The 18422-nt window shown below is 72.5% G+C and carries 13 protein-coding genes; 7 read left to right on the forward strand and 6 right to left on the reverse strand.

Annotated elements, in window-relative coordinates; genetic code table 11:
* Positions 1-17: 17 nt before the first annotated feature.
* The 4 genes from ACZ5Y0_RS26155 to ACZ5Y0_RS26170 form a co-directional block, all read right to left on the reverse strand.
* Complete coding sequence (locus ACZ5Y0_RS26155) at positions 18-1388, reverse strand: ADP-ribosylglycohydrolase family protein (RefSeq protein WP_469131124.1); 1371 nt, start codon at positions 1386-1388, stop codon at positions 18-20.
* Entirely contained in the window at positions 1376-2590 is a 1215-nt protein-coding gene (locus ACZ5Y0_RS26160) for an ADP-ribosylglycohydrolase family protein (RefSeq protein ID WP_469131125.1), read from the reverse strand. Before ACZ5Y0_RS26160 ends, ACZ5Y0_RS26155 begins: the two co-directional genes overlap by 13 nt.
* 8 nt (positions 2591-2598) lie before the next feature.
* Complete coding sequence (locus ACZ5Y0_RS26165) at positions 2599-3978, reverse strand: ADP-ribosylglycohydrolase family protein (RefSeq protein WP_469131152.1); 1380 nt, start codon at positions 3976-3978, stop codon at positions 2599-2601.
* A gap of 269 nt (positions 3979-4247) precedes the next feature.
* Positions 4248-5252: an ADP-ribosylglycohydrolase family protein gene (locus tag ACZ5Y0_RS26170; RefSeq protein ID WP_469131126.1), complete on the reverse strand. Its 1005-nt coding sequence runs from the start codon at positions 5250-5252 to the stop codon at positions 4248-4250.
* A 296-nt stretch (positions 5253-5548) separates the two neighbouring features.
* Here ACZ5Y0_RS26170 and ACZ5Y0_RS26175 point away from each other — a divergent pair, with 296 nt between their 5' ends.
* The 4 genes from ACZ5Y0_RS26175 to ACZ5Y0_RS26190 all read left to right on the forward strand — a co-directional run bounded on the left by ACZ5Y0_RS26175 (position 5549) and on the right by ACZ5Y0_RS26190 (position 13593).
* Positions 5549-6280, forward strand: a complete 732-nt coding sequence (locus tag ACZ5Y0_RS26175) for a VIT1/CCC1 transporter family protein (protein WP_469131127.1) — start codon at positions 5549-5551, stop codon at positions 6278-6280.
* Between the two features lie 377 nt (positions 6281-6657).
* Complete coding sequence (gene gltB, locus ACZ5Y0_RS26180; RefSeq protein ID WP_469131128.1) at positions 6658-11253, forward strand: glutamate synthase large subunit; 4596 nt, start codon at positions 6658-6660, stop codon at positions 11251-11253.
* The gene (locus tag ACZ5Y0_RS26185) at positions 11246-12709 is read left to right on the forward strand and encodes a glutamate synthase subunit beta (RefSeq protein WP_469131129.1); all 1464 of its coding nucleotides are present in this window, start codon (positions 11246-11248) and stop codon (positions 12707-12709) included. The genes gltB and ACZ5Y0_RS26185 overlap by 8 nt, the downstream gene beginning before the upstream one ends.
* Before the next feature lie 155 nt (positions 12710-12864).
* Entirely contained in the window at positions 12865-13593 is a 729-nt protein-coding gene (locus ACZ5Y0_RS26190; RefSeq protein ID WP_469131130.1) for a vWA domain-containing protein, read from the forward strand.
* Between the two features lies 1 nt (position 13594).
* On the opposite strand, the gene ACZ5Y0_RS26195 is transcribed toward ACZ5Y0_RS26190, so the two are convergent.
* A complete protein-coding gene (locus ACZ5Y0_RS26195) occupies positions 13595-14539 on the reverse strand; it encodes an acyl-CoA dehydrogenase family protein (RefSeq protein ID WP_469131131.1) in 945 nt (314 codons plus the stop codon).
* Positions 14539-15678, reverse strand: a complete 1140-nt coding sequence (locus ACZ5Y0_RS26200) for an acyl-CoA dehydrogenase family protein (RefSeq protein WP_469131132.1) — start codon at positions 15676-15678, stop codon at positions 14539-14541. Before ACZ5Y0_RS26200 ends, ACZ5Y0_RS26195 begins: the two co-directional genes overlap by 1 nt.
* Positions 15679-15727: 49 nt before the next feature.
* Between ACZ5Y0_RS26200 and ACZ5Y0_RS26205 the strand changes: the two genes are divergently transcribed.
* From ACZ5Y0_RS26205 to ACZ5Y0_RS26215, 3 genes are read left to right on the forward strand one after another with little or no spacing between them, the layout of a single operon-like run.
* A complete protein-coding gene (locus ACZ5Y0_RS26205; RefSeq protein WP_469131133.1) occupies positions 15728-16519 on the forward strand; it encodes an SDR family oxidoreductase in 792 nt (263 codons plus the stop codon).
* Positions 16520-16540: 21 nt separating this feature from the next.
* A complete protein-coding gene (locus tag ACZ5Y0_RS26210) occupies positions 16541-17176 on the forward strand; it encodes a TetR/AcrR family transcriptional regulator (protein WP_469131134.1) in 636 nt (211 codons plus the stop codon).
* A 26-nt stretch (positions 17177-17202) separates the two neighbouring features.
* The gene (locus ACZ5Y0_RS26215) at positions 17203-18360 is read left to right on the forward strand and encodes an acetyl-CoA C-acetyltransferase (RefSeq protein WP_469131135.1); all 1158 of its coding nucleotides are present in this window, start codon (positions 17203-17205) and stop codon (positions 18358-18360) included.
* The last annotated feature ends 62 nt before the right edge of the window (positions 18361-18422 follow it).

Here is an 18422-nt window from a genome sequence, read left to right on the forward strand (position 1 = left end):
GGGCACGACGGTGTCGGTCATGGGCGTGCAGCCTCCCGGTGGGTGAGGTGGGCGAGGGTGTCGAAGCCGGTGCCGTCGAAGTCGGCGACGGAGGTGGCGAGACGGTTCTTGAGCGGGGTCGTCCAGCGGTCGGGGAGGGCGGCGGGGTCGCCGGCGAGCAGCGCGGCCACGCTGCCGGCGGTGGCACCGTTGGAGTCGGTGTCCCAACCGCCCGACACCGCACGGCAGACGGAGCCGGTGAAGTCGCCGTCGGCGTGGGTGAGGGCGGCGGCGATCAGGGCGGTGTTGGGGACGGCGTGGACCCAGTGGTGGATCGCGCCGTGCCTGGCGTGGAGTTCGTCCACGACCGTGTCGAAGTCGGCGTGCTCGCCGGCGAGTCCGATCGCGTGGGTGACGGCCCGGAACAGGCGTGAGCGGGGCGGGACCACCGTGAGTCCGGTACGCAGGCAGGCGTGGACGTCGTGCCTGCCGGTCGCGGCGGCGGCGATGGTGGCCGCCGTGAACATCGCCGCGTAGACGCCGTTCGCGGTGTGGGTGAGGGTGGCGTCCCGGTGTGCCTGCTCCGCGGCCGCGGCCGGGTCTGCGCAGTTGGTCCAGCCGTGGACGTCGGCGCGGATGAGGGCGCCGATCCACTCGCGGAAGGGGTTGCGGTGGCGGGCGGTGCGTGGGGGTTCGATGCCGCAGAGGAGGTTGCGGTAGGCGAGGCGTTCGGCGGTGAAGGTGCGGCCGGCCGGCAGTTCGTCCAGCCAGAGGCGTGCCACATCGGTGGTGGTGAAGGTTCTGCCGTGTCGCCGGAGCAGGAGAAGGTTGAGGAGGGGGTAGTTGAGGTCGTCGTCCTCGGGCATGCCGTCGATGTTCTCGGCGAGGGAGGTCTTCGCCGAGCGGCGGTTCCAGGGATGCGCCTCCAGCAGGGCCGGGGGGACGCCTCTGGCCGTGAAGTAGGCGTTCAGAGGCCAGTTGCCGGGGGCGGTGGCCAGGGCGCGGATGGCGGCGAGGGGGAGTTTCTCCACGGGTTTGCCGAGGAGACAGCCCACTGCCCGGCCCAGCCAGGCGGCTTCCAGGCCGGCCAGGGCGGGGGCGCGGCCGCGCCCGCCCGTGGGTGCGGCCGGCCACGCCGGGCAGGCGGCCCTGATCTTCGGCAGATCGGTCGGCTCGTCCTCCGCCAAGGCGCTCGGCAGGTCCGCCAGTTCGTCCAGCAGGTCCTCCGCCAGGAGGCGCAGGTAGCGCGACGCGCGCCGGGGTGATGCGCCGGCCCGTTCCGGGGCCTCCCAGCCGCCCGCCGCCCGCCAGCGGGCCGCGACCGCCGACGGTTCGCGGCCGTCCTGGGCCGCCTGCCGGAGCTCGTGGCCGACGAGGTCTTCCGGCTGGACCCAGGTCATGCGGAGCATCGCCGGCCTCCGAGGCCGGCGAACGCCCGCTCGTGCGCCCTGCGGCGGCGGACGTCCTTCTCGAAGATCTCCCGGGCGACCTCGGTGAGGGCCGTCGCAGGTGACCACAGGTCCAGGCGGCTGGCCTCCGCGACCCGCTTCGACCACTCGTCCGGGACGGGGGAGCCGAGGGCGCCGGTCACCGCGCCGGCCATCGTCGCGATCGAGTCGCAGTCGCGGCCGTAGTTCACCGCGCCGAGCACGCAGTGGCGGTAGTCGCCGCCGGCCACGAGCACCATGCCCAGGGCTACGGGGAGTTCCTCGATGGCGTGCAGGCGGGAGGGGCGGCGGGCGGCCAGGGAGGGCTGCCGGTAGTCGGGACCGACGGTGTCGTACGGCGCCACCGCCTCCCGGAGGGGGGCCAGCGCCGACTCGAAGTCCCGGTACCGGGAGGCCGTTTCGCAGACCCGCTCGATCGCCGTCCGGGTGCCGTCCTTGGCCAGGGACAGGCAGGCCGTCACGACCGAGTCGGGCGTCGCGCCGGGTGCGCAGGCCGCGGCCACCGCCGCCGCGAAGACGCCCGCCGCCTCACGGCCGTACGACGACTGGTGGGCGCCCGCCAGGTCGATCGCCTCGGCGTAGGCGGCCGCCGGGTCGGCGGCGTTGACCAGGCCGACGGGGGCCATGTACATCGCCGCACCGCAGTTGACGATGTTGCCGACGCCCGCCTCGCGCGGGTCGACATGGCCGTAGTGAAGCCTCGTGACCAGCCACTTCTCCGCCAGGAAGACGCGCTGGAGAGGGAGTGCCTCTGCCTCCAGCTCCGGGATCCAGCGCGGGTTCGTCATCAGGTCCGGGACCAGGTGGTCGGCGAGCGCGTACGCGTCCAGGTGGTCGCGGACCGTGGCGTAGACCCTGATCAACGCGTGGGTCATCAAGGTGTCGTCGGTGACGTGGCCGTCGCCCTTGTGGTACGGCGCGATAGGGCGGGCCGTGCGCCAGTCCTCGCCGTTCCAGGGGCCGACGATGCCGTGCACACGGCCGCCGTGACGCTGGAGGATCTGGTCGGGGGAGTAACCCTCGACCGGCCCGCCGAGGGCGTCGCCGACGGCCGCGCCGACGAGGGCGCCGGTGACCCGTTCCTCCAGGGTCCCGCCCACCGGGGTCCCCCTCTCCGGGGTTTCCCCGGCCCCTCCGCCGCTTTCCTCTGATTTGGGTGTCATGGGGCGAATCATCCTCCTGCCGCGGCGGGTTGTGTGGCTTCCAGTAGTCCGGCGAGTTCCACCAGGTCGGTGCCGGTGAGGCGGGGCAGGGCGCAGCCGGAGAGCGTGCGGCAGGCGTCGCGCCAGGTCGCCGGGATCGACGCGGCGCCGCCCAGCGCCCCGGTCAGCGCGCCCGCGAGCGCGGGGGCGGAGTCCGCGACCCGCGACAGACAGGCCGCCGCCGGAACGGCCTCCGCGATCCGGCCGCCCGACGCGCCGGCCAGGGCGAGAGCGACCGGAACGGTCTCGGCGGCGGCGACGCCGTAGCTGTAGACGTGGTCGACGATCTGGTGTTCCAGCAGCGGGACCAGTGCGAACGCGCTCTCCGCGCCCCGTGCCAGGGCGAGCGCGTGGCGGGCGTTGCGCCCGATCTCCGTGCCCTCGGGGAGTTCGGCGAGCGCCGCCGCCACACAGGCCCCGGTGTCCGTGCCGACCAGGGCCAGCGAGAGGGCCGCAGCCATCGCGCGGGCGCCGTGCACGCCGTCGCCGTCCTGGGTGTAGCGGGCGTCGAACTCGGCCAGCTCCGCGGCGAGTCGGGGGTCGCCGGGGTGGGCCACCGCGAGCACGCAGGCGCGGATGCAGGCCGCGTCGTCGAAGAAGTGCGGGTTGTCGTGGCCGGTCGCGGGCGGGCGCAGACCGGTGGCCAGGTTGCCGAGGCCGGCCCGGACCGAGATCCGGGCGCGCAGGGGCAGTACGGCCGACTCCACCTCGGGGGCGCGGTCGGCTGCCGCCGCGACCTCGCTGGCGACGGCGTTCCAGGTGAGGTCGATGGCGGCGCGGAGGCGGCGCTGCCGGCTGAGGTCGCCGAGGACGGTGTCGTCGCCCGCCCGCAGCACCGCCTCCGCGGCGAAGGCCGCCCATTCGGCGTCGTCGGACGGGCCCAGGCGGAGGGGTTCGGGGGGCTGGTTCAGGGCGATGGGGACGGGGAGGGTCGTCGTCGCGTTCTGTTCGGCGAAGGTGTCCAGTTCGCGGGTCAGGCGTCGGGTCCACTCCGGCATGCGCGCGGCGCGGTGACGGGCGGCGGGCCAGCCGGCGGCGTCGCCTGCGGCCAGCCCGAGGAGGAGGCCCTCGGTCCGGCCACTGGTTCCGGCGGCCTCGGCTCGGCCTTCGGCGGGGGAGTGTCTAACGCCTGCACCGCCTGCACCGCGGGAGTGTCTCCCGCCTGCACCGCCTGTGCGGGCGTCGTCGGCCTGTGCGGGGGGCCCCTGCGGGGGGTGCCCGCCGTCGGTCGTTGCGGGGTCGGTCGCCGGACCGGTCGGCCCGTCGGTCGTTGGGGGGTCGGTCGCCGGACCGGTCGGCCCGTCGGTCGTTGCGGGGTCGGTCGCCGGACCGGTCGGCTCCGCCGTGATGGTCCCGGCCGAGGCTTCCCCGGCGGTCGCGGGCGTGCTCGCCTCCGCGGTGACGGTGCGACTCGGGCGGTCGGCGGCGGCCGCGCCGGTGGTCGCCGCTTCGGTCGGCTCTGCCGGGGTCGTGCGCTGCGCGGCGTCTTCGACGTCGGTGGCCGAGGGGCCGGTCGGCTCCGCCGCGACCGTGTCGCCCGTGGTCGGGGTGTCGGCCGGGGGCGGCGCCAGTGACACCGCTCCGCCGGCCCCCTCCTCGGCCCAGGGCCCGGGCGGCCTCATGAGCCCGCCGCCGGTACCAGGAGGTCGGCCACGTCCAGGATGTGGTGGCCGGACATCGACGGGAGGCAGCTGCCGCGGGCCGGTCCGATGGCGGCCGCCCAGTGTTGGGGGATCGCCGCGAGGCCCTGGCCCGCACCGGCCAGGGCGCCCGCCACCGCGGCCGTCGTGTCGGCGTCGCGGCCCATGTTGACGGCCGTCAGGACCGCCTGGGCGAAGTCGCCGTCGGCCGCCGCGTACGCGCCGAAGGCGAGGGCGACCGCCTCGGGGGCCAGGTCGGTCCAGGGGTAGCCGCCGATGACGACGGCGGACCGGACCGCGCGTTCGCCCCGGTGGGCGACCGCGACCGCGCGGCGCAGGGAGCGGGCCGTCCAGGAGTCGTCGGGGATCACCGCCAGGGCGGCGGCGACCACGGCGACCGCCGGCGCTCCCGCCATCGCGGCCGCGACGCCTGCCGCGACGGCCTGACCGCCGTAGATGCCCTCGCCGTCGTGGCTGACCGAGCCGTCGATCGCGACCAGGCGGGCCGCCTCGGCCGGACGGCCGGCGGCGAAGACGCCGAAGGGGGCCGCGCGCATCGCGAGGCCGTCGCTCCAGGCGTGCCGGTGCTGGGCGGAGATGGGCGCGGCCAGGCCCCGGCGCAGATTCTCCAAGGTGCCGCGTTCACTGAACCCCGCCCCGCGGAAGGGGCCCTCGTCACGGTCGGCGATCCACTGGTGCCAGGCCGCCTCCACGTCGGCGGGAGTCAGCGCGGAGCCGTGCCGGGCGAGCAGGAGGCCAGAGAAGATGGCGTACTCGGTGTCGTCCGTGCCGGCCGGCTGGTCGGCGACATAGCCCGTGACCCGGCCCCACCGGGCCCGGATCTCGGAGGGCTTGAGGTTCTCGGCCGGTGCGCCGAGGGCGTCTCCGACGGCCAGGCCGAGCAGTGCGCCGCGGGCCCGGTCGCGGAGGCCGGTGGTGTCCCCCGGCACGGGGACCGGGGGCATGCAGGCGGTCGATGCCATACGTGGCCTCTCCTCCGGGGGCCGCGCACGGGTGCGGAGCCCTTTTGCGGATGTGTCCCACCGTCGGCGGTTGACCTGAGCCTTCGGAGCCTTCATGTCACCCGGTCGACATCTGTGCGGGCTCCTGATCGAATGAGCGAAAGACGGTAAAGCCGCAGGTTAGCCGAGCCTTTCCTTGCTGGCGAGGAGGATCTGGTGAGCGTATTCTGGTTGCCGTCAAAGAATGGACTGAGTCCAAATAAGGCCGTCCGGGTCGACGTCCGGGCGGCGCGGAGACGCTCTTTCTGGAGATCGGCATGGCTCTCATCGAGACCGAGGCGGCGCTGCACGAGGCGCACCGTGACAACCACACCCACCGGGATGTGAACGGCGGCTGGCTGCGTCCGGCGGTCTTCGGCGCGATGGACGGCCTGGTCTCCAACCTCGCCCTGATGACCGGTGTCGCCGGGGGAGCGGTCGAACGGCAGACCATCGTGCTCACCGGACTCGCGGGCCTCGCCGCCGGTGCCTTCTCGATGGCCGCCGGCGAGTACACCTCCGTCGCCTCGCAGCGTGAACTCGTCGAGGCCGAACTCGACGTCGAGCGGCGCGAGCTGCGGAAGCACCCGAAGGACGAGGAGGCGGAGCTCGCCGCGCTCTACGAGGCCCGCGGCGTCGACCCCGGTCTCGCCCGGCAGGTCGCCTCGCAGTTGTCGCGCGATCCCGAGCAGGCCCTGGAGATACACGCCCGCGAGGAGCTGGGCATCGACCCCTCCGACCTGCCCTCGCCGCTGGTGGCCTCCGTGTCCAGCTTCGGCTCCTTCGCGCTGGGCGCCATGCTGCCCGTCCTGCCCTATCTTCTCGGCGCGACCGTGCTGTGGCCGGCCGTGCTGCTCGCGCTGCTCGGGCTGTTCCTGTGCGGTGCGGTGGTGTCCAGGGTGACCGCGCGGACCTGGTGGTACAGCGGGCTGCGGCAGCTCGTCCTCGGTGGTGCGGCGGCCGGTGTGACGTACGCCCTGGGCAGTCTCTTCGGAACGGCCGTAGGATAAGTCAGTCGCTACTTATGCGCGGGACCGCATAGCCAGCCGTTACCCGCTGGTTTCGAACGCTCAACCACCGGGCATGACCCGTAAGCGCTGCGGCAATGACGCCTGCCGCGCACTCGCGGGGTGGGCTACGACGCCCCTCCGCCCTGCGGACCGACGGACACCGATCCGACCGAAGGTGTCCGGTCCGGTCCCCACACACTTTCAGCCGCTTGTGCGGCCCCCGCCGCCACCCCCAGGCGTCCGCATGTTGGAACGGAGTATCCGGTTCCCGAGAACCGCTCCATCATGTAACCTGCACGAAATTTTGCACTTACGCAGAGGGCCAACGTCGTCCCTTCGCAGCAGACATGCCACTTGAGACGACGACGGGAGAGCCGATGCGTACGCCGCGCCAGCCGTCCCAGCATTCCGCGAATGGCCAGAACTGGTCCTTCATGGATGCTCGCCCTGCTGCGCAGGGTATGTACGACCCCCGCAACGAGCACGACGCCTGTGGCGTCGGCTTCGTGGCCAACCTCACCGGCGAGGCGAGCCACACGCTGGTCGAGCAGGCGCTGACCGTTCTGCGCAACCTCGAGCACCGCGGCGCCACCGGCTCCGAGCCGGACTCCGGCGACGGCGCGGGCATCCTCACGCAGGTTCCCGACGCGTTCCTCCGCGAGGTCGCCGGGTTCGGGCTGCCCGAGGCCGGCGGTTACGCCGTCGGCATCGCCTTCCTGCCCGAGGCCGGCCTCGAGGACGCCGTCTCACACATCGAGACGATCGCCTCCGAAGAGGGCCTGACGGTCCTCGGCTGGCGCGAGGTCCCGGTCGCCCCCGAACTCCTCGGCGCCACCGCCCGCTCGACGATGCCCGCCTTCCGCCAGGTCTTCGTGACCGACGGCGCCTCGAAGGGCATCGACCTCGACCGCCGCGCGTTCGTGCTCCGCAAGCGCGCAGAGCGCGAGGCCGGCGTCTACTTCCCCTCGCTGTCCGCGCGGACCATCGTCTACAAGGGCATGCTGACCACCGGCCAGCTGGAGCCCTTCTTCCCGGACCTGTCCGACCGCCGTTTCGCCTCGGCCGTCTCGCTCGTCCACTCGCGCTTCTCGACGAACACCTTCCCGTCGTGGCCGCTCGCCCACCCCTACCGCTTCGTCGCGCACAACGGTGAGATCAACACCGTCAAGGGCAACCGCAACTGGATGGCGGCCCGCGAGTCCCAGCTCGTCTCCGACCTCTTCGGGGACCAGGAGCGCATCGACCGCGTCTTCCCCATCTGTACGCCGGACGCCTCCGACTCGGCGTCCTTCGACGAGGTGCTCGAGCTGCTCCACCTCGGTGGCCGCTCGCTGCCGCACTCCGTGCTGATGATGATCCCGGAGGCGTGGGAGAACCACGACTCCATGGACCCGGCCCGCCGTGCCTTCTACCAGTTCCACTCCAACCTGATGGAGCCCTGGGACGGTCCGGCCTGTGTCACCTTCACCGACGGCGTCCAGGTCGGCGCCGTCCTCGACCGCAACGGTCTGCGCCCCGGCCGCTACTGGGTCACCGACGACGGCCTCGTCGTCCTCGGCTCCGAGGTCGGCGTCCTCGACATCGACCCGGCGAAGGTCGTCCGCAAGGGCCGCCTCCAGCCCGGCCGGATGTTCCTCGTCGACACCGCCGAGCACCGCATCATCGAGGACGACGAGATCAAGGCGCAGCTCGCCGCCGAGAACCCCTACGCGGAGTGGCTGGAAGCCGGCGAGATCGAGCTGAGCGACCTGCCCGAGCGTGAGCACATCGTGCACACGCACGCCTCCGTCACTCGCCGCCAGCAGACCTTCGGCTACACCGAGGAAGAGCTGCGCGTCCTGCTCGCGCCGATGGCCAAGTCGGCCGCCGAGCCGATCGGTTCGATGGGCACCGACTCGCCGATCGCCGCGCTGTCCGCCCGCCCGCGCCTGCTCTTCGACTACTTCACCCAGCTGTTCGCGCAGGTCACCAACCCGCCGCTGGACGCGATCCGCGAGGAGCTGGTCACCTCCCTGCGCTCCTCGCTGGGCCCGCAGGGCAACCTGCTCGACCCGAGCGCCGCGTCCTGTCGCTCCGTCATGCTGCCCTTCCCGGTGATCGACAACGACGAGCTGGCCAAGCTCATCCACATCAACGCCGACGGCGACATGCCCGGCTTCAAGGCCGCGACCCTCTCCGGCCTGTACCGGGTGCACGGCGGCGGGGACGCGCTGGCCGCACGGATCGAGGAGATCTGCGCCGAGGCCGACGAGGCCATCGCCAACGGCGCCCGCCTCATCGTCCTGTCGGACCGCCACTCCGACGCCGAGCACGCGCCGATCCCGTCGCTGCTGCTCACCGCGGCCGTCCACCACCACCTCATCCGCACCAAGCAGCGCACCCAGGTGGGCCTGCTGGTCGAGGCCGGCGACGTCCGCGAGGTCCACCACGTAGCCCTGCTGATCGGCTTCGGCGCCGCCGCCGTCAACCCGTACCTGGCGATGGAGTCCGTCGAGGACCTGCTGCGTGCCGGCACCTTCCTCAACGGCATGGAGCCCGAGCAGGCGATCCGCAACCTGATCTACGCCCTCGGCAAGGGCGTCCTGAAGGTCATGTCCAAGATGGGCATCTCGACCGTCGCCTCCTACCGCGGAGCGCAGGTGTTCGAGGCCGTCGGTCTCGACGACGCCTTCGTCGCGAAGTACTTCAACGGCACGGCCACCAAGATCGGCGGCGTCGGCATCGACGTCATCGCCAAGGAGGTCGCCGCCCGCCACGCCAAGGCCTACCCGGCCAGCGGCATCGCGCCGGCCCACCGCGCGCTGGACATCGGCGGCGAGTACCAGTGGCGCCGCGAGGGAGAGCCGCACCTGTTCGACCCGGAGACGGTCTTCCGCCTCCAGCACTCGACGCGTGCCAACCGCTACGACATCTTCAAGAAGTACACGGACCGGGTGAACGAGCAGTCCGAGCGCCTCATGACGCTGCGCGGCCTGTTCGGCTTCAACTCGGACCGCCGGCCGATCTCCATCGACGAGGTCGAGCCGGTCAGCGAGATCGTCAAGCGCTTCTCCACCGGCGCCATGTCGTACGGCTCCATCTCCAAGGAGGCGCACGAGACCCTCGCCATCGCCATGAACCAGCTGGGCGGCAAGTCCAACACCGGTGAGGGCGGCGAGGACGCCGACCGGCTGTACGACCCGGCGCGGCGCTCGTCGATCAAGCAGGTCGCCTCCGGCCGCTTCGGCGTGACCTCCGAGTACCTGGTCAACGCGGACGACATCCAGATCAAGATGGCGCAGGGCGCCAAGCCCGGCGAGGGCGGCCAGCTGCCCGGCCACAAGGTCTACCCGTGGGTCGCCAAGACGCGTCACTCGACGCCGGGCGTCGGCCTCATCTCCCCGCCGCCGCACCACGACATCTACTCCATCGAGGACCTGGCCCAGCTGATCCACGACCTCAAGAACGCCAACCCGCAGGCCCGCATCCACGTGAAGCTGGTCTCCGAGGTCGGCGTCGGCACGGTCGCGGCCGGTGTGTCCAAGGCGCACGCGGACGTCGTGCTCATCTCCGGCCACGACGGCGGTACCGGCGCGTCCCCGCTGACCTCGCTGAAGCACGCCGGCGGTCCCTGGGAGCTGGGCCTGGCCGAGACCCAGCAGACCCTGCTGCTCAACGGACTGCGTGACCGCATCGTCGTGCAGACCGACGGTCAGCTCAAGACCGGCCGTGACGTGATCATCGCCGCGCTCCTCGGCGCCGAGGAGTTCGGTTTCGCGACCGCGCCGCTCGTCGTCTCCGGCTGCGTCATGATGCGCGTCTGCCACCTGGACACCTGCCCGGTCGGCATCGCCACCCAGAACCCGGTGCTGCGCGACCGGTTCAACGGCAAGGCCGAGTACGTGGTGAACTTCTTCCAGTTCATCGCGCAGGAGGTCCGCGAGCTGCTGGCCGAGCTGGGCTTCCGCTCGATCGAGGAGGCCGTCGGCCACGCCGAGGTCCTCGACGTCGAGCGCGCCGTCGACCACTGGAAGGCCCAGGGCCTGAACCTGGCGCCGCTGTTCCACGTGCCGTCGCTGCCCGAGGGCGCCTCGCTCCACCAGGTCGTCGGGCAGGACCACGGCCTGGAGAAGGCGCTCGACAACGAGCTGATCAGGCTCGCCGCCGACGCGCTGGCCGCGGACTCCGCGACCGACGCCCAGCCGGTGCGCGCCCAGGTCGCGATCCGCAACATCAACCGCACGGTCGGCACCATGCTCGGCCACGAGGTGACGAAGAAGTTCGGTGGCGCCGGCCTGCCCGACGACACCATCGACATCACCTTCACCGGCTCGGCCGGCCAGTCCTTCGGCGCCTTCCTCCCGCGCGGTGTCACGCTGCGCCTGGAGGGCGACGCCAACGACTACGTCGGCAAGGGTCTCTCCGGCGGCCGGGTCATCGTCCGCCCGGACCGACGCGCCGACCACCTCGCCGAGTACTCGACGATCGCGGGCAACACCATCGCGTACGGCGCGACCGGCGGCGAGCTGTTCCTGCGCGGCCGGTCCGGCGAGCGGTTCTGCGTCCGCAACTCCGGCGCGACGGTCGTCTCCGAAGGCGTGGGCGACCACGGCTGCGAGTACATGACCGGCGGTCACGCGGTGGTCCTCGGCGAGACGGGCCGCAACTTCGCGGCCGGCATGTCCGGCGGCGTCGCCTACGTGATCGACCTCAACCACGACAACGTCAACGCCGGCAACCTCGGCGCGATCGAGGCGCTCGACGACACCGACAAGGCGTGGCTGTACGACGTGGTGCGCCGTCATGCCGAGGAGACCGGCTCGACGGTCGCCGAGAAGCTGGTCGCCGACTGGGACGCGTCCGTGGAACGCTTCAGCAAGATCATCCCCAGCACGTACAAGGCAGTGCTCGCCGCCAAGGACGCCGCCGAGCGAGCCGGTCTCTCCGAGACCGAGATCACCGAGAAGATGATGGAGGCGGCGACCAATGGCTGATCCCAAGGGCTTTCTCAACCACGGCCGCGAGGTCGCCAGGTCCCGCCCCGTCGAGGAGCGCGTCAAGGACTGGAACGAGGTCTACGTCCCCGGCTCGCTGCTGCCGATCATCGGCAAGCAGGCCGGCCGGTGCATGGACTGCGGCATCCCGTTCTGCCACAACGGCTGTCCGCTGGGGAACCTGATCCCGGAGTGGAACGACTTCGCCTACCGCGCGGACTGGTCGGCGGCCTCGGAGCGCCTGCACGCCACCAACAACTTCCCGGAGTTCACGGGCCGGCTGTGCCCCGCTCCGTGCGAGTCGGCGTGTGTGCTCGGCATCAACCAGCCGCCGGTCACCATCAAGAACGTCGAGGTCTCGATCATCGACAAGGCGTGGGAGACCGGTGACGTCGCCCCGCAGATCCCGGAGCGGCTCTCCGGCAAGACCGTCGCGGTCATCGGCTCGGGCCCGGCGGGTCTCGCCGCCGCCCAGCAGCTGACCCGGGCGGGCCACACCGTCGCCGTCTACGAGCGCGCGGACCGCGTCGGAGGCCTCCTGCGGTACGGCATCCCCGAGTTCAAGATGGAGAAGCGGCACATCAACCGCCGTATCGAGCAGATGCGCGCGGAGGGCACCCGCTTCCGTACCGGCATCGAGATCGGCCGCGACCTCAAGGCCACCGACCTGAAGAAGCGGTACGACGCGATCGTCATCGCCGCCGGCGCCACGACCGCCCGTGATCTGCCGGTCCCCGGCCGTGAACTCAAGGGCGTCCACCAGGCCATGGAGTACCTGCCGCTGGCCAACAAGGTGCAGGAGGGCGACTTCGTCGCGCCCCCCATCTCGGCCGAGGGCAAGCATGTCGTGGTCATCGGTGGCGGCGACACGGGCGCCGACTGCGTGGGCACCGCCCACCGCCAGGGCGCGGCCTCGGTCACGCAGCTGGAGATCATGCCCCGCCCGAACGAGGACCGGAACCCGGTCGCCCAGCCCTGGCCGACGTTCCCGATGCTCTACAAGGTCACCAGCGCGCACGAGGAGGGCGGCGAGCGGGTCTACTCCGTCTCCACCACCCACTTCGAGGGTGACGAGGACGGCAACGTCCAGTGGCTGCACCTCACCGAGGTCGAGTTCGTCGAGGGCAAGCTGACCCAGAAGCCGGGCACGGAGCGCAAGATCCCCGCCCAGCTGGTCACCCTCGCCATGGGCTTCACCGGCACCGACCGTGAGAACGGCCTGGTGGAGCAGTTCGGGCTGGAGCTGGACGAGCGGGGCAACATCGCCCGCGACGCGGACTTCCGGACCAACGTGCCGGGCGTGTACGTCGCCGGTGACGCCGGTCGCGGCCAGTCCCTCATCGTGTGGGCGATCGCGGAGGGCCGGTCGGCCGCCCGCGGCGTCGACCGCTTCCTGACCGGCGACAGCGACCTGCCGGCCCCGATCCGCCCGACGGACCGTTCCCTGACGGTCTGACGGCCGGTCACCAAGCGTCCCGTACAAAGGCGTACGGGCGGGATGTCCGGGGGCACCGCCCCCGGACACCCCCCGAGACGGCGTCTGCCCCACTGTCCCCGACCGGACGACCGGGCAGGCGCCGCCGCATGTCCCGGTGTGGGAAGGTATGGCGCATGGTCGCGATCAGTCTCAGCAAGGTCCAGGAGACGGCACCGGCGCTGGTCAGCCTGTACAAGAGCGCCGGGGTGTCCCTCACCAAGCACGGCCTGGACGGGCAGCGTGCCGCCGTCTACCTCGTCGTGGACTACTCGGGGTCGATGAAGCCGTACTACCAGGACGGCAGTGTGCAGGCGCTCGCCGACCGGGTGCTGGGGCTCTCGGCGCATCTCGACGACGACGGGCGGGTGCCGGTGGTGTTCTTCTCCACCGACGTGGACGCCGTCACCGACATCGCCCTCGCCGACCACCAGGGGCGGGTGGACCGGATCGTGGCCGGTCTCGGACACATGGGCAGGACCAGCTACCACCTGGCGATGGACGCCGTCATCGACCACTACCTCGACAGCGGCGCCCGCGAGCCCGCCCTCGTCGTCTTCCAGACCGACGGCGGGCCCATCAACAAGCTCGCCGCCGAGCGCTATCTGTGCAAGGCGTCGACGCTGCCGCTGTTCTGGCAGTTCATCGGGTTCGGGGACAAGGACAGCAAGCAGTTCGACTTCCTGCGCAAGCTCGACGAACTGCCCGTGCCGGCGAAGCGGGTCGTCGACAACGCCGGTTTCTTCCACGCGGGCGCCGATCCGCGCAGGGTGTCGGACGCGCATCTGTACGACCGTCTGGTGGGCGAATTCCCCAAGTGGCTGGTGGCGGCGCGGGCGCGAGGGATCGTGGGCCCCGGCCGCTGAGTCAGGCGGCGTCCAGGACGATGTCGCGGCACTCGCGCGGGGTGCCCCAGACGGTACGCAGGGCGCCGGCCTTGGTGAGCCACAGGGACAGGTCGTACTCCTCGGTGTAACCGATCGCGCCGTGCAGATGCAGTGCGGTGCGGGCGGTGGCGTACGCCGCTTCGCAGGCCGCGACCTTCGCCGCGGCCACGTCCGCCGGGGCCATGGTGAGGGCGGCGCCGAGGACGAGGGGGCGGGCGAACTCCAGCGCGATCTTCGCGTCGGCCAGCCGGTGCTTCACCGCCTGGAACGACCCGACGGGGACCCCGAACTGGGTACGCCGGCCGACGTGGGCGACCGTACGGTCGAGCAGGGCGAGGCCGATGCCCAGCGCCTGCGCCGCCGTCGTGAGACGGGCCAGGTCGAGGGCGTGGGGCGCGGGTGGCGGGGCGAGGAGTTCACCCTCGGGGACCAGCGGGGTGAGGCGGCGGGCCGGGTCCAGGCAGGCGCGGACGGGGCCGTGCCCGGGGGACAGGCGGAGGCCTCGGGGGCAGAGGACGAAACGGTGCGTGGCCGTGTCGCCGTCCAGCGCGTGGAAGCCCTCATGGGCGAGAGTGGCCATGGCCTCTCCGGCGGCGAGGCCCGGCAGGAACCGCTTCGCGTGTCCGGTGCCGGCCAGCAGTGACGCCGCCGCGACCGTCTCCGCCAGCGGTCCCGGCACCGCGTGGCGCCCCAACTCCATGAAGCCGATCGCCAGTTCGACGGGCCGCACGCCCAGCCCCTCGTACTCCTCGGGGACCGCCAGCGCGAACACCCCGGCCTCGGCGACACGGCGCCACAGCGCCCGTCCGCGCTCGTGCTCGCCGCGGCTCCAGTCCCGGATCACGGCGGGGGTGTCGGCGGCGGTGAGCACGGCGTCCAGCGAGCGGGCGAAGTCCCGTTGCTCGGGGTCGAGCAGGAAGCGCATCAGCGGCGTCCCTTCGGCAGGCCCAGCAGGCGTTCGGCGACGATGTCGCGCTGGATCTCGTTCGTGCCCGCGTAGATCGGGCCGGCCAGTGCGAACACGTACCGCTCGGTCCAGTCCGTGTCCGCGAACCCGCCCTCCTCCCCCAGGAGATCGAGGGCCGTCTCGTGCAGCGCGAGGTCGTACTCGGACCAGAAGACCTTGTTGAGGCTGGACTCCGGGCCCAGCGGCTCACCCGTCAGATGCCGGGAGGCCGCCGCGAACGTGAACAACTGGTAGGCGCGGGCACCGATCAGAGCGTCGGCGACCTTCTCCCGTGCCCAGTCGGGGCTGCCCCGGTCCCGCCAGAGCGTCCACAGCCGGTCGGCACCGGCCAGGAAACGGCCGGGGGAGCGGAGCGTGAGCCCCCGTTCGTCGGCCGCCGTCGCCATCGCGATCCGCCAGCCCTGGCCGGGTTCGCCGATCACGTCCTCGTCGGGTACGAACACCCCGTCCAGGAACAGTTCGGCGAACGCCGGCTTTCCGTCCAGCCGGCGGATCGGACGGACCGTGACACCGGGGGCGTGCAGGTCGAACATCACGTAGGTGAGCCCCTGATGGGGTTTCGGGGTGTCCGGGTCGCTGCGGAACAGCCCGAAGGCGCGGTCGGCGAAGGCCGCGCGCGAGGACCAGCTCTTCTGGCCGCTCAGGAGCCAGCCGCCGTCCGCGCGGACGGCCCTGGAGCGCAGGGACGCCAGGTCCGAACCGGCCTCCGGCTCCGACCAGGCCTGCGCCCAGACCACCTCCCCGGTGGCCATCGACGGCAGGACGCGGCCGCGCTGCTCCTCGGTGCCGTGGGCGAAGAGGGTGGGGGCGAGCAGGCTGACGCCGTTCTGCCCGACGCGGCCGGGGGCGCCCGCCGCGCAGTACTCCTCCTCGAAGATCAGTCGGCCGATCAGACCGGCGTCCCGGCCGCCGTACCGCTGCGGCCAGTCGACCACCGACCAGCGGTCCGCGGCCAGTCGTGCCTCCCACGCACGGTGCGCGGCGAAGCCCTCCTCGGTCTCCAGGGAGGGCGGCGGATCGGCCGGCACATGCGCCGCGAGCCAGGCGCGGGCCGCGGCGCGCAAGGCCTCCTCGTCCCGTGTGAACCCGAGGTCCATGACCGAACCCACCTTCCCTAACAAGTGTTTGGTAGGTTAGCGTGCTGTCATGACAGACGTCGAGAGTCCGTCGTACGTACCCGGACACGGTCTGCTGCGCGGGCGTACCGCCGTGCTCACCGCCGCGGCCGGCGCGGGCATCGGCGGCGCGACCGCGCGGCGCTTCCTGGAGGAGGGCGCCCGCGTCCTGATCAGCGACGCGCACACCCGTCGGCTCAAGGAGCACGAGGCAGCGCTGGCCGCCGAGTTCGGCGCGGCGGCGGTCGCGGCGGTGCCCTGCGACGTCACCGACGAGGACCAGGTGAGCCGGCTGTTCGACGCGGCCGCGGAAGCCCACGGCCGCCTGGACGTCGTGGTGAACAACGCGGGCCTCGGCGGGACGTCGGCCCTGGCCGACATGAGCGACGAGCAGTGGTCCCGGGTGCTGGACGTGACTCTGACGGGGACGTTCCGGTGCGTGCGGGCGGCCCTGCGGCACTTCCGCGAGCAGGACGGCGGCGGCGTGATCGTCAACAACGCCTCCGTCCTCGGCTGGCGCGCCCAGGCCGGACAGGCGCACTACGCCGCCGCCAAGGCCGGCGTGATGGCCCTGACCCGGTGCGCGGCGGTGGAGGCCGTGGCCTACGGCGCGCGGGTCAACGCCGTGGCGCCGAGCCTGGCCATGCACCCCCACCTGGTGAAGGTGACGTCCCCGGAACTGCTGGAGGACCTCACCGCCCGCGAGGCCTTCGGGCGGCACGCCGAGCCCTGGGAGGTCGCCAACGTGATCGTGTTCCTCGCCTCCGGCTACTCCTCGTACCTGACCGGCGAGGTCGTCCCGGTCAGCGGACAGCGGGCCTGAGGCGGAGGCGACAATGTGCGCGTGCCTACCAAGAAGAAGTCCCAGGTGACCGCGGCGGAGCCCCCCGCGGCCGCCGCCGCTCGCGACCGCCGCGGCGAACTCCTCGACACCGCCGCCGAGGTCTTCGCCGAGCAGGGCTACAACGCCACCACGGTCCGCAAGATCGCGGACCACGCCGGCATGCTCGCGGGCAGCCTCTACTACCACTTCGACTCCAAGGAATCGATGCTGGAGGAGATCCTGCGCACCTTCCTCGACGAGCTGTGGGACGGCTACGACACCGTCCTGGCCGCCGGACTGGACCCGCGCGAGACGCTCGAGGCCCTGGTCACCGAGTCGTTCCGGGAGATCGACCGGCACCGCGCCGCCGTCGCGATCTACCAGAAGGAAAGCAGGCAGCTCGTCGCGCAGGAGCGGTTCGCGTTCCTCGCCGAGTCGCAGCGCAGGTTCGAGAAGGCGTGGCTGTCCACGCTGGAGCGGGGGGTCGCCGCCCGGGTCTTCCGGGCCGACCTCGACGTCCGTCTCACCTACCGGTTCGTGCGGGACACGGTGTGGGTCGCCGCCTCCTGGTACCGGCCCGGCGGACAGCACGGCCCGGAGGAGATCGCCCGGCAGTACCTGTCGATGGTGCTGGACGGGATCGCCGTACGCACGTAACCCACTGGGGAGTCTGGGGAGTCGCCATGGCCGAGGCCTACATCGTCGAAGCGGTCCGTACGCCCGTCGGGCGGCGTGGGGGAGGGCTGGCCGGCGTCCACCCGGCCGACCTCGGCGCCCATGTGCTCAGGGAACTCGTGGAGCGCTCCGGGATCGACCCGGCCGCCGTCGAGGACGTCGTCTTCGGCTGCCTGGACGCCGTCGGACCGCAGGCCGGGGACATCGCCCGGACCTGTTGGCTGGCCGCCGGACTGCCCGAGGAGGTGCCGGGCGTGACCGTGGACCGCCAGTGCGGGTCCTCGCAGCAGGCCGTGCACTTCGCCGCGCAGGCCGTGCTCTCCGGCACCCAGGACCTGGTCGTCGCGGGCGGCGTGCAGAACATGTCGCAGATCCCGATCGCCTTCGCCACCCGGCAGGCCGCCGAACCGCTGGGCCTCACCCAGGGCCCCTTCGCGGGCAGCGAGGGCTGGCGCGCCCGCTACGGCGACCGGCCCGTCAACCAGTTCGCCGGTGCCGAGATGATCGCGGCGAAGTGGGGCATCACCCGGCGCGACCAGGAGGAGTTCGCGCTGCGCTCCCACCGGCGGGCGCTGCGGGCGATCGACGAGGGCCGTCTCGTCCGGGAGACCGTGCCCCTCGGCCAGGTCGCCGTCGACGAGGGGCCGCGCCGGGACACCTCCCTGGAGAAGATGGCCGCGCTGAAGCCCGTCCTCGACGGCGGCACCGTCACCGCCGCCTGCTCCTCGCAGGTCTCCGACGGCGCCGCCGCCCTGCTGCTCGCCTCCGAGGACGCCGTGCGCGTACACGGGCTGCGGCCCCGCGCCCGCGTCCACCACCTCTCGGTGCGCGGCGAGGACCCGATCCGCATGCTGACCGCGCCGATCCCCGCCACCGCGCACGCTCTGAAGAAGACCGGCCTGTCCATCGACGACCTCGACCTCGTCGAGATCAACGAGGCCTTCGCGCCGGTCGTCCTGGCCTGGCTGAAGGAGACCGGCGCCGACCCCGCCCGGGTCAACGTCAACGGCGGCGCGATCGCCCTCGGTCACCCCCTCGGCGCCACCGGCGCCCGGCTGATGACCACCCTGCTGCACGAACTGGAGCGTACCGGCGGCCGGTTCGGTCTCCAGACCATGTGCGAGGGCGGCGGTCAGGCCAACGTGACGATCATCGAACGGCTCTGAGCCCGGGGCCGGTGCCGGGGCGTACGGCTGTCCACGGCCGGGCGCCAAGCCCGGCACCACGC

The organism is Streptomyces sp. NPDC033216 (assembly GCF_055577115.1).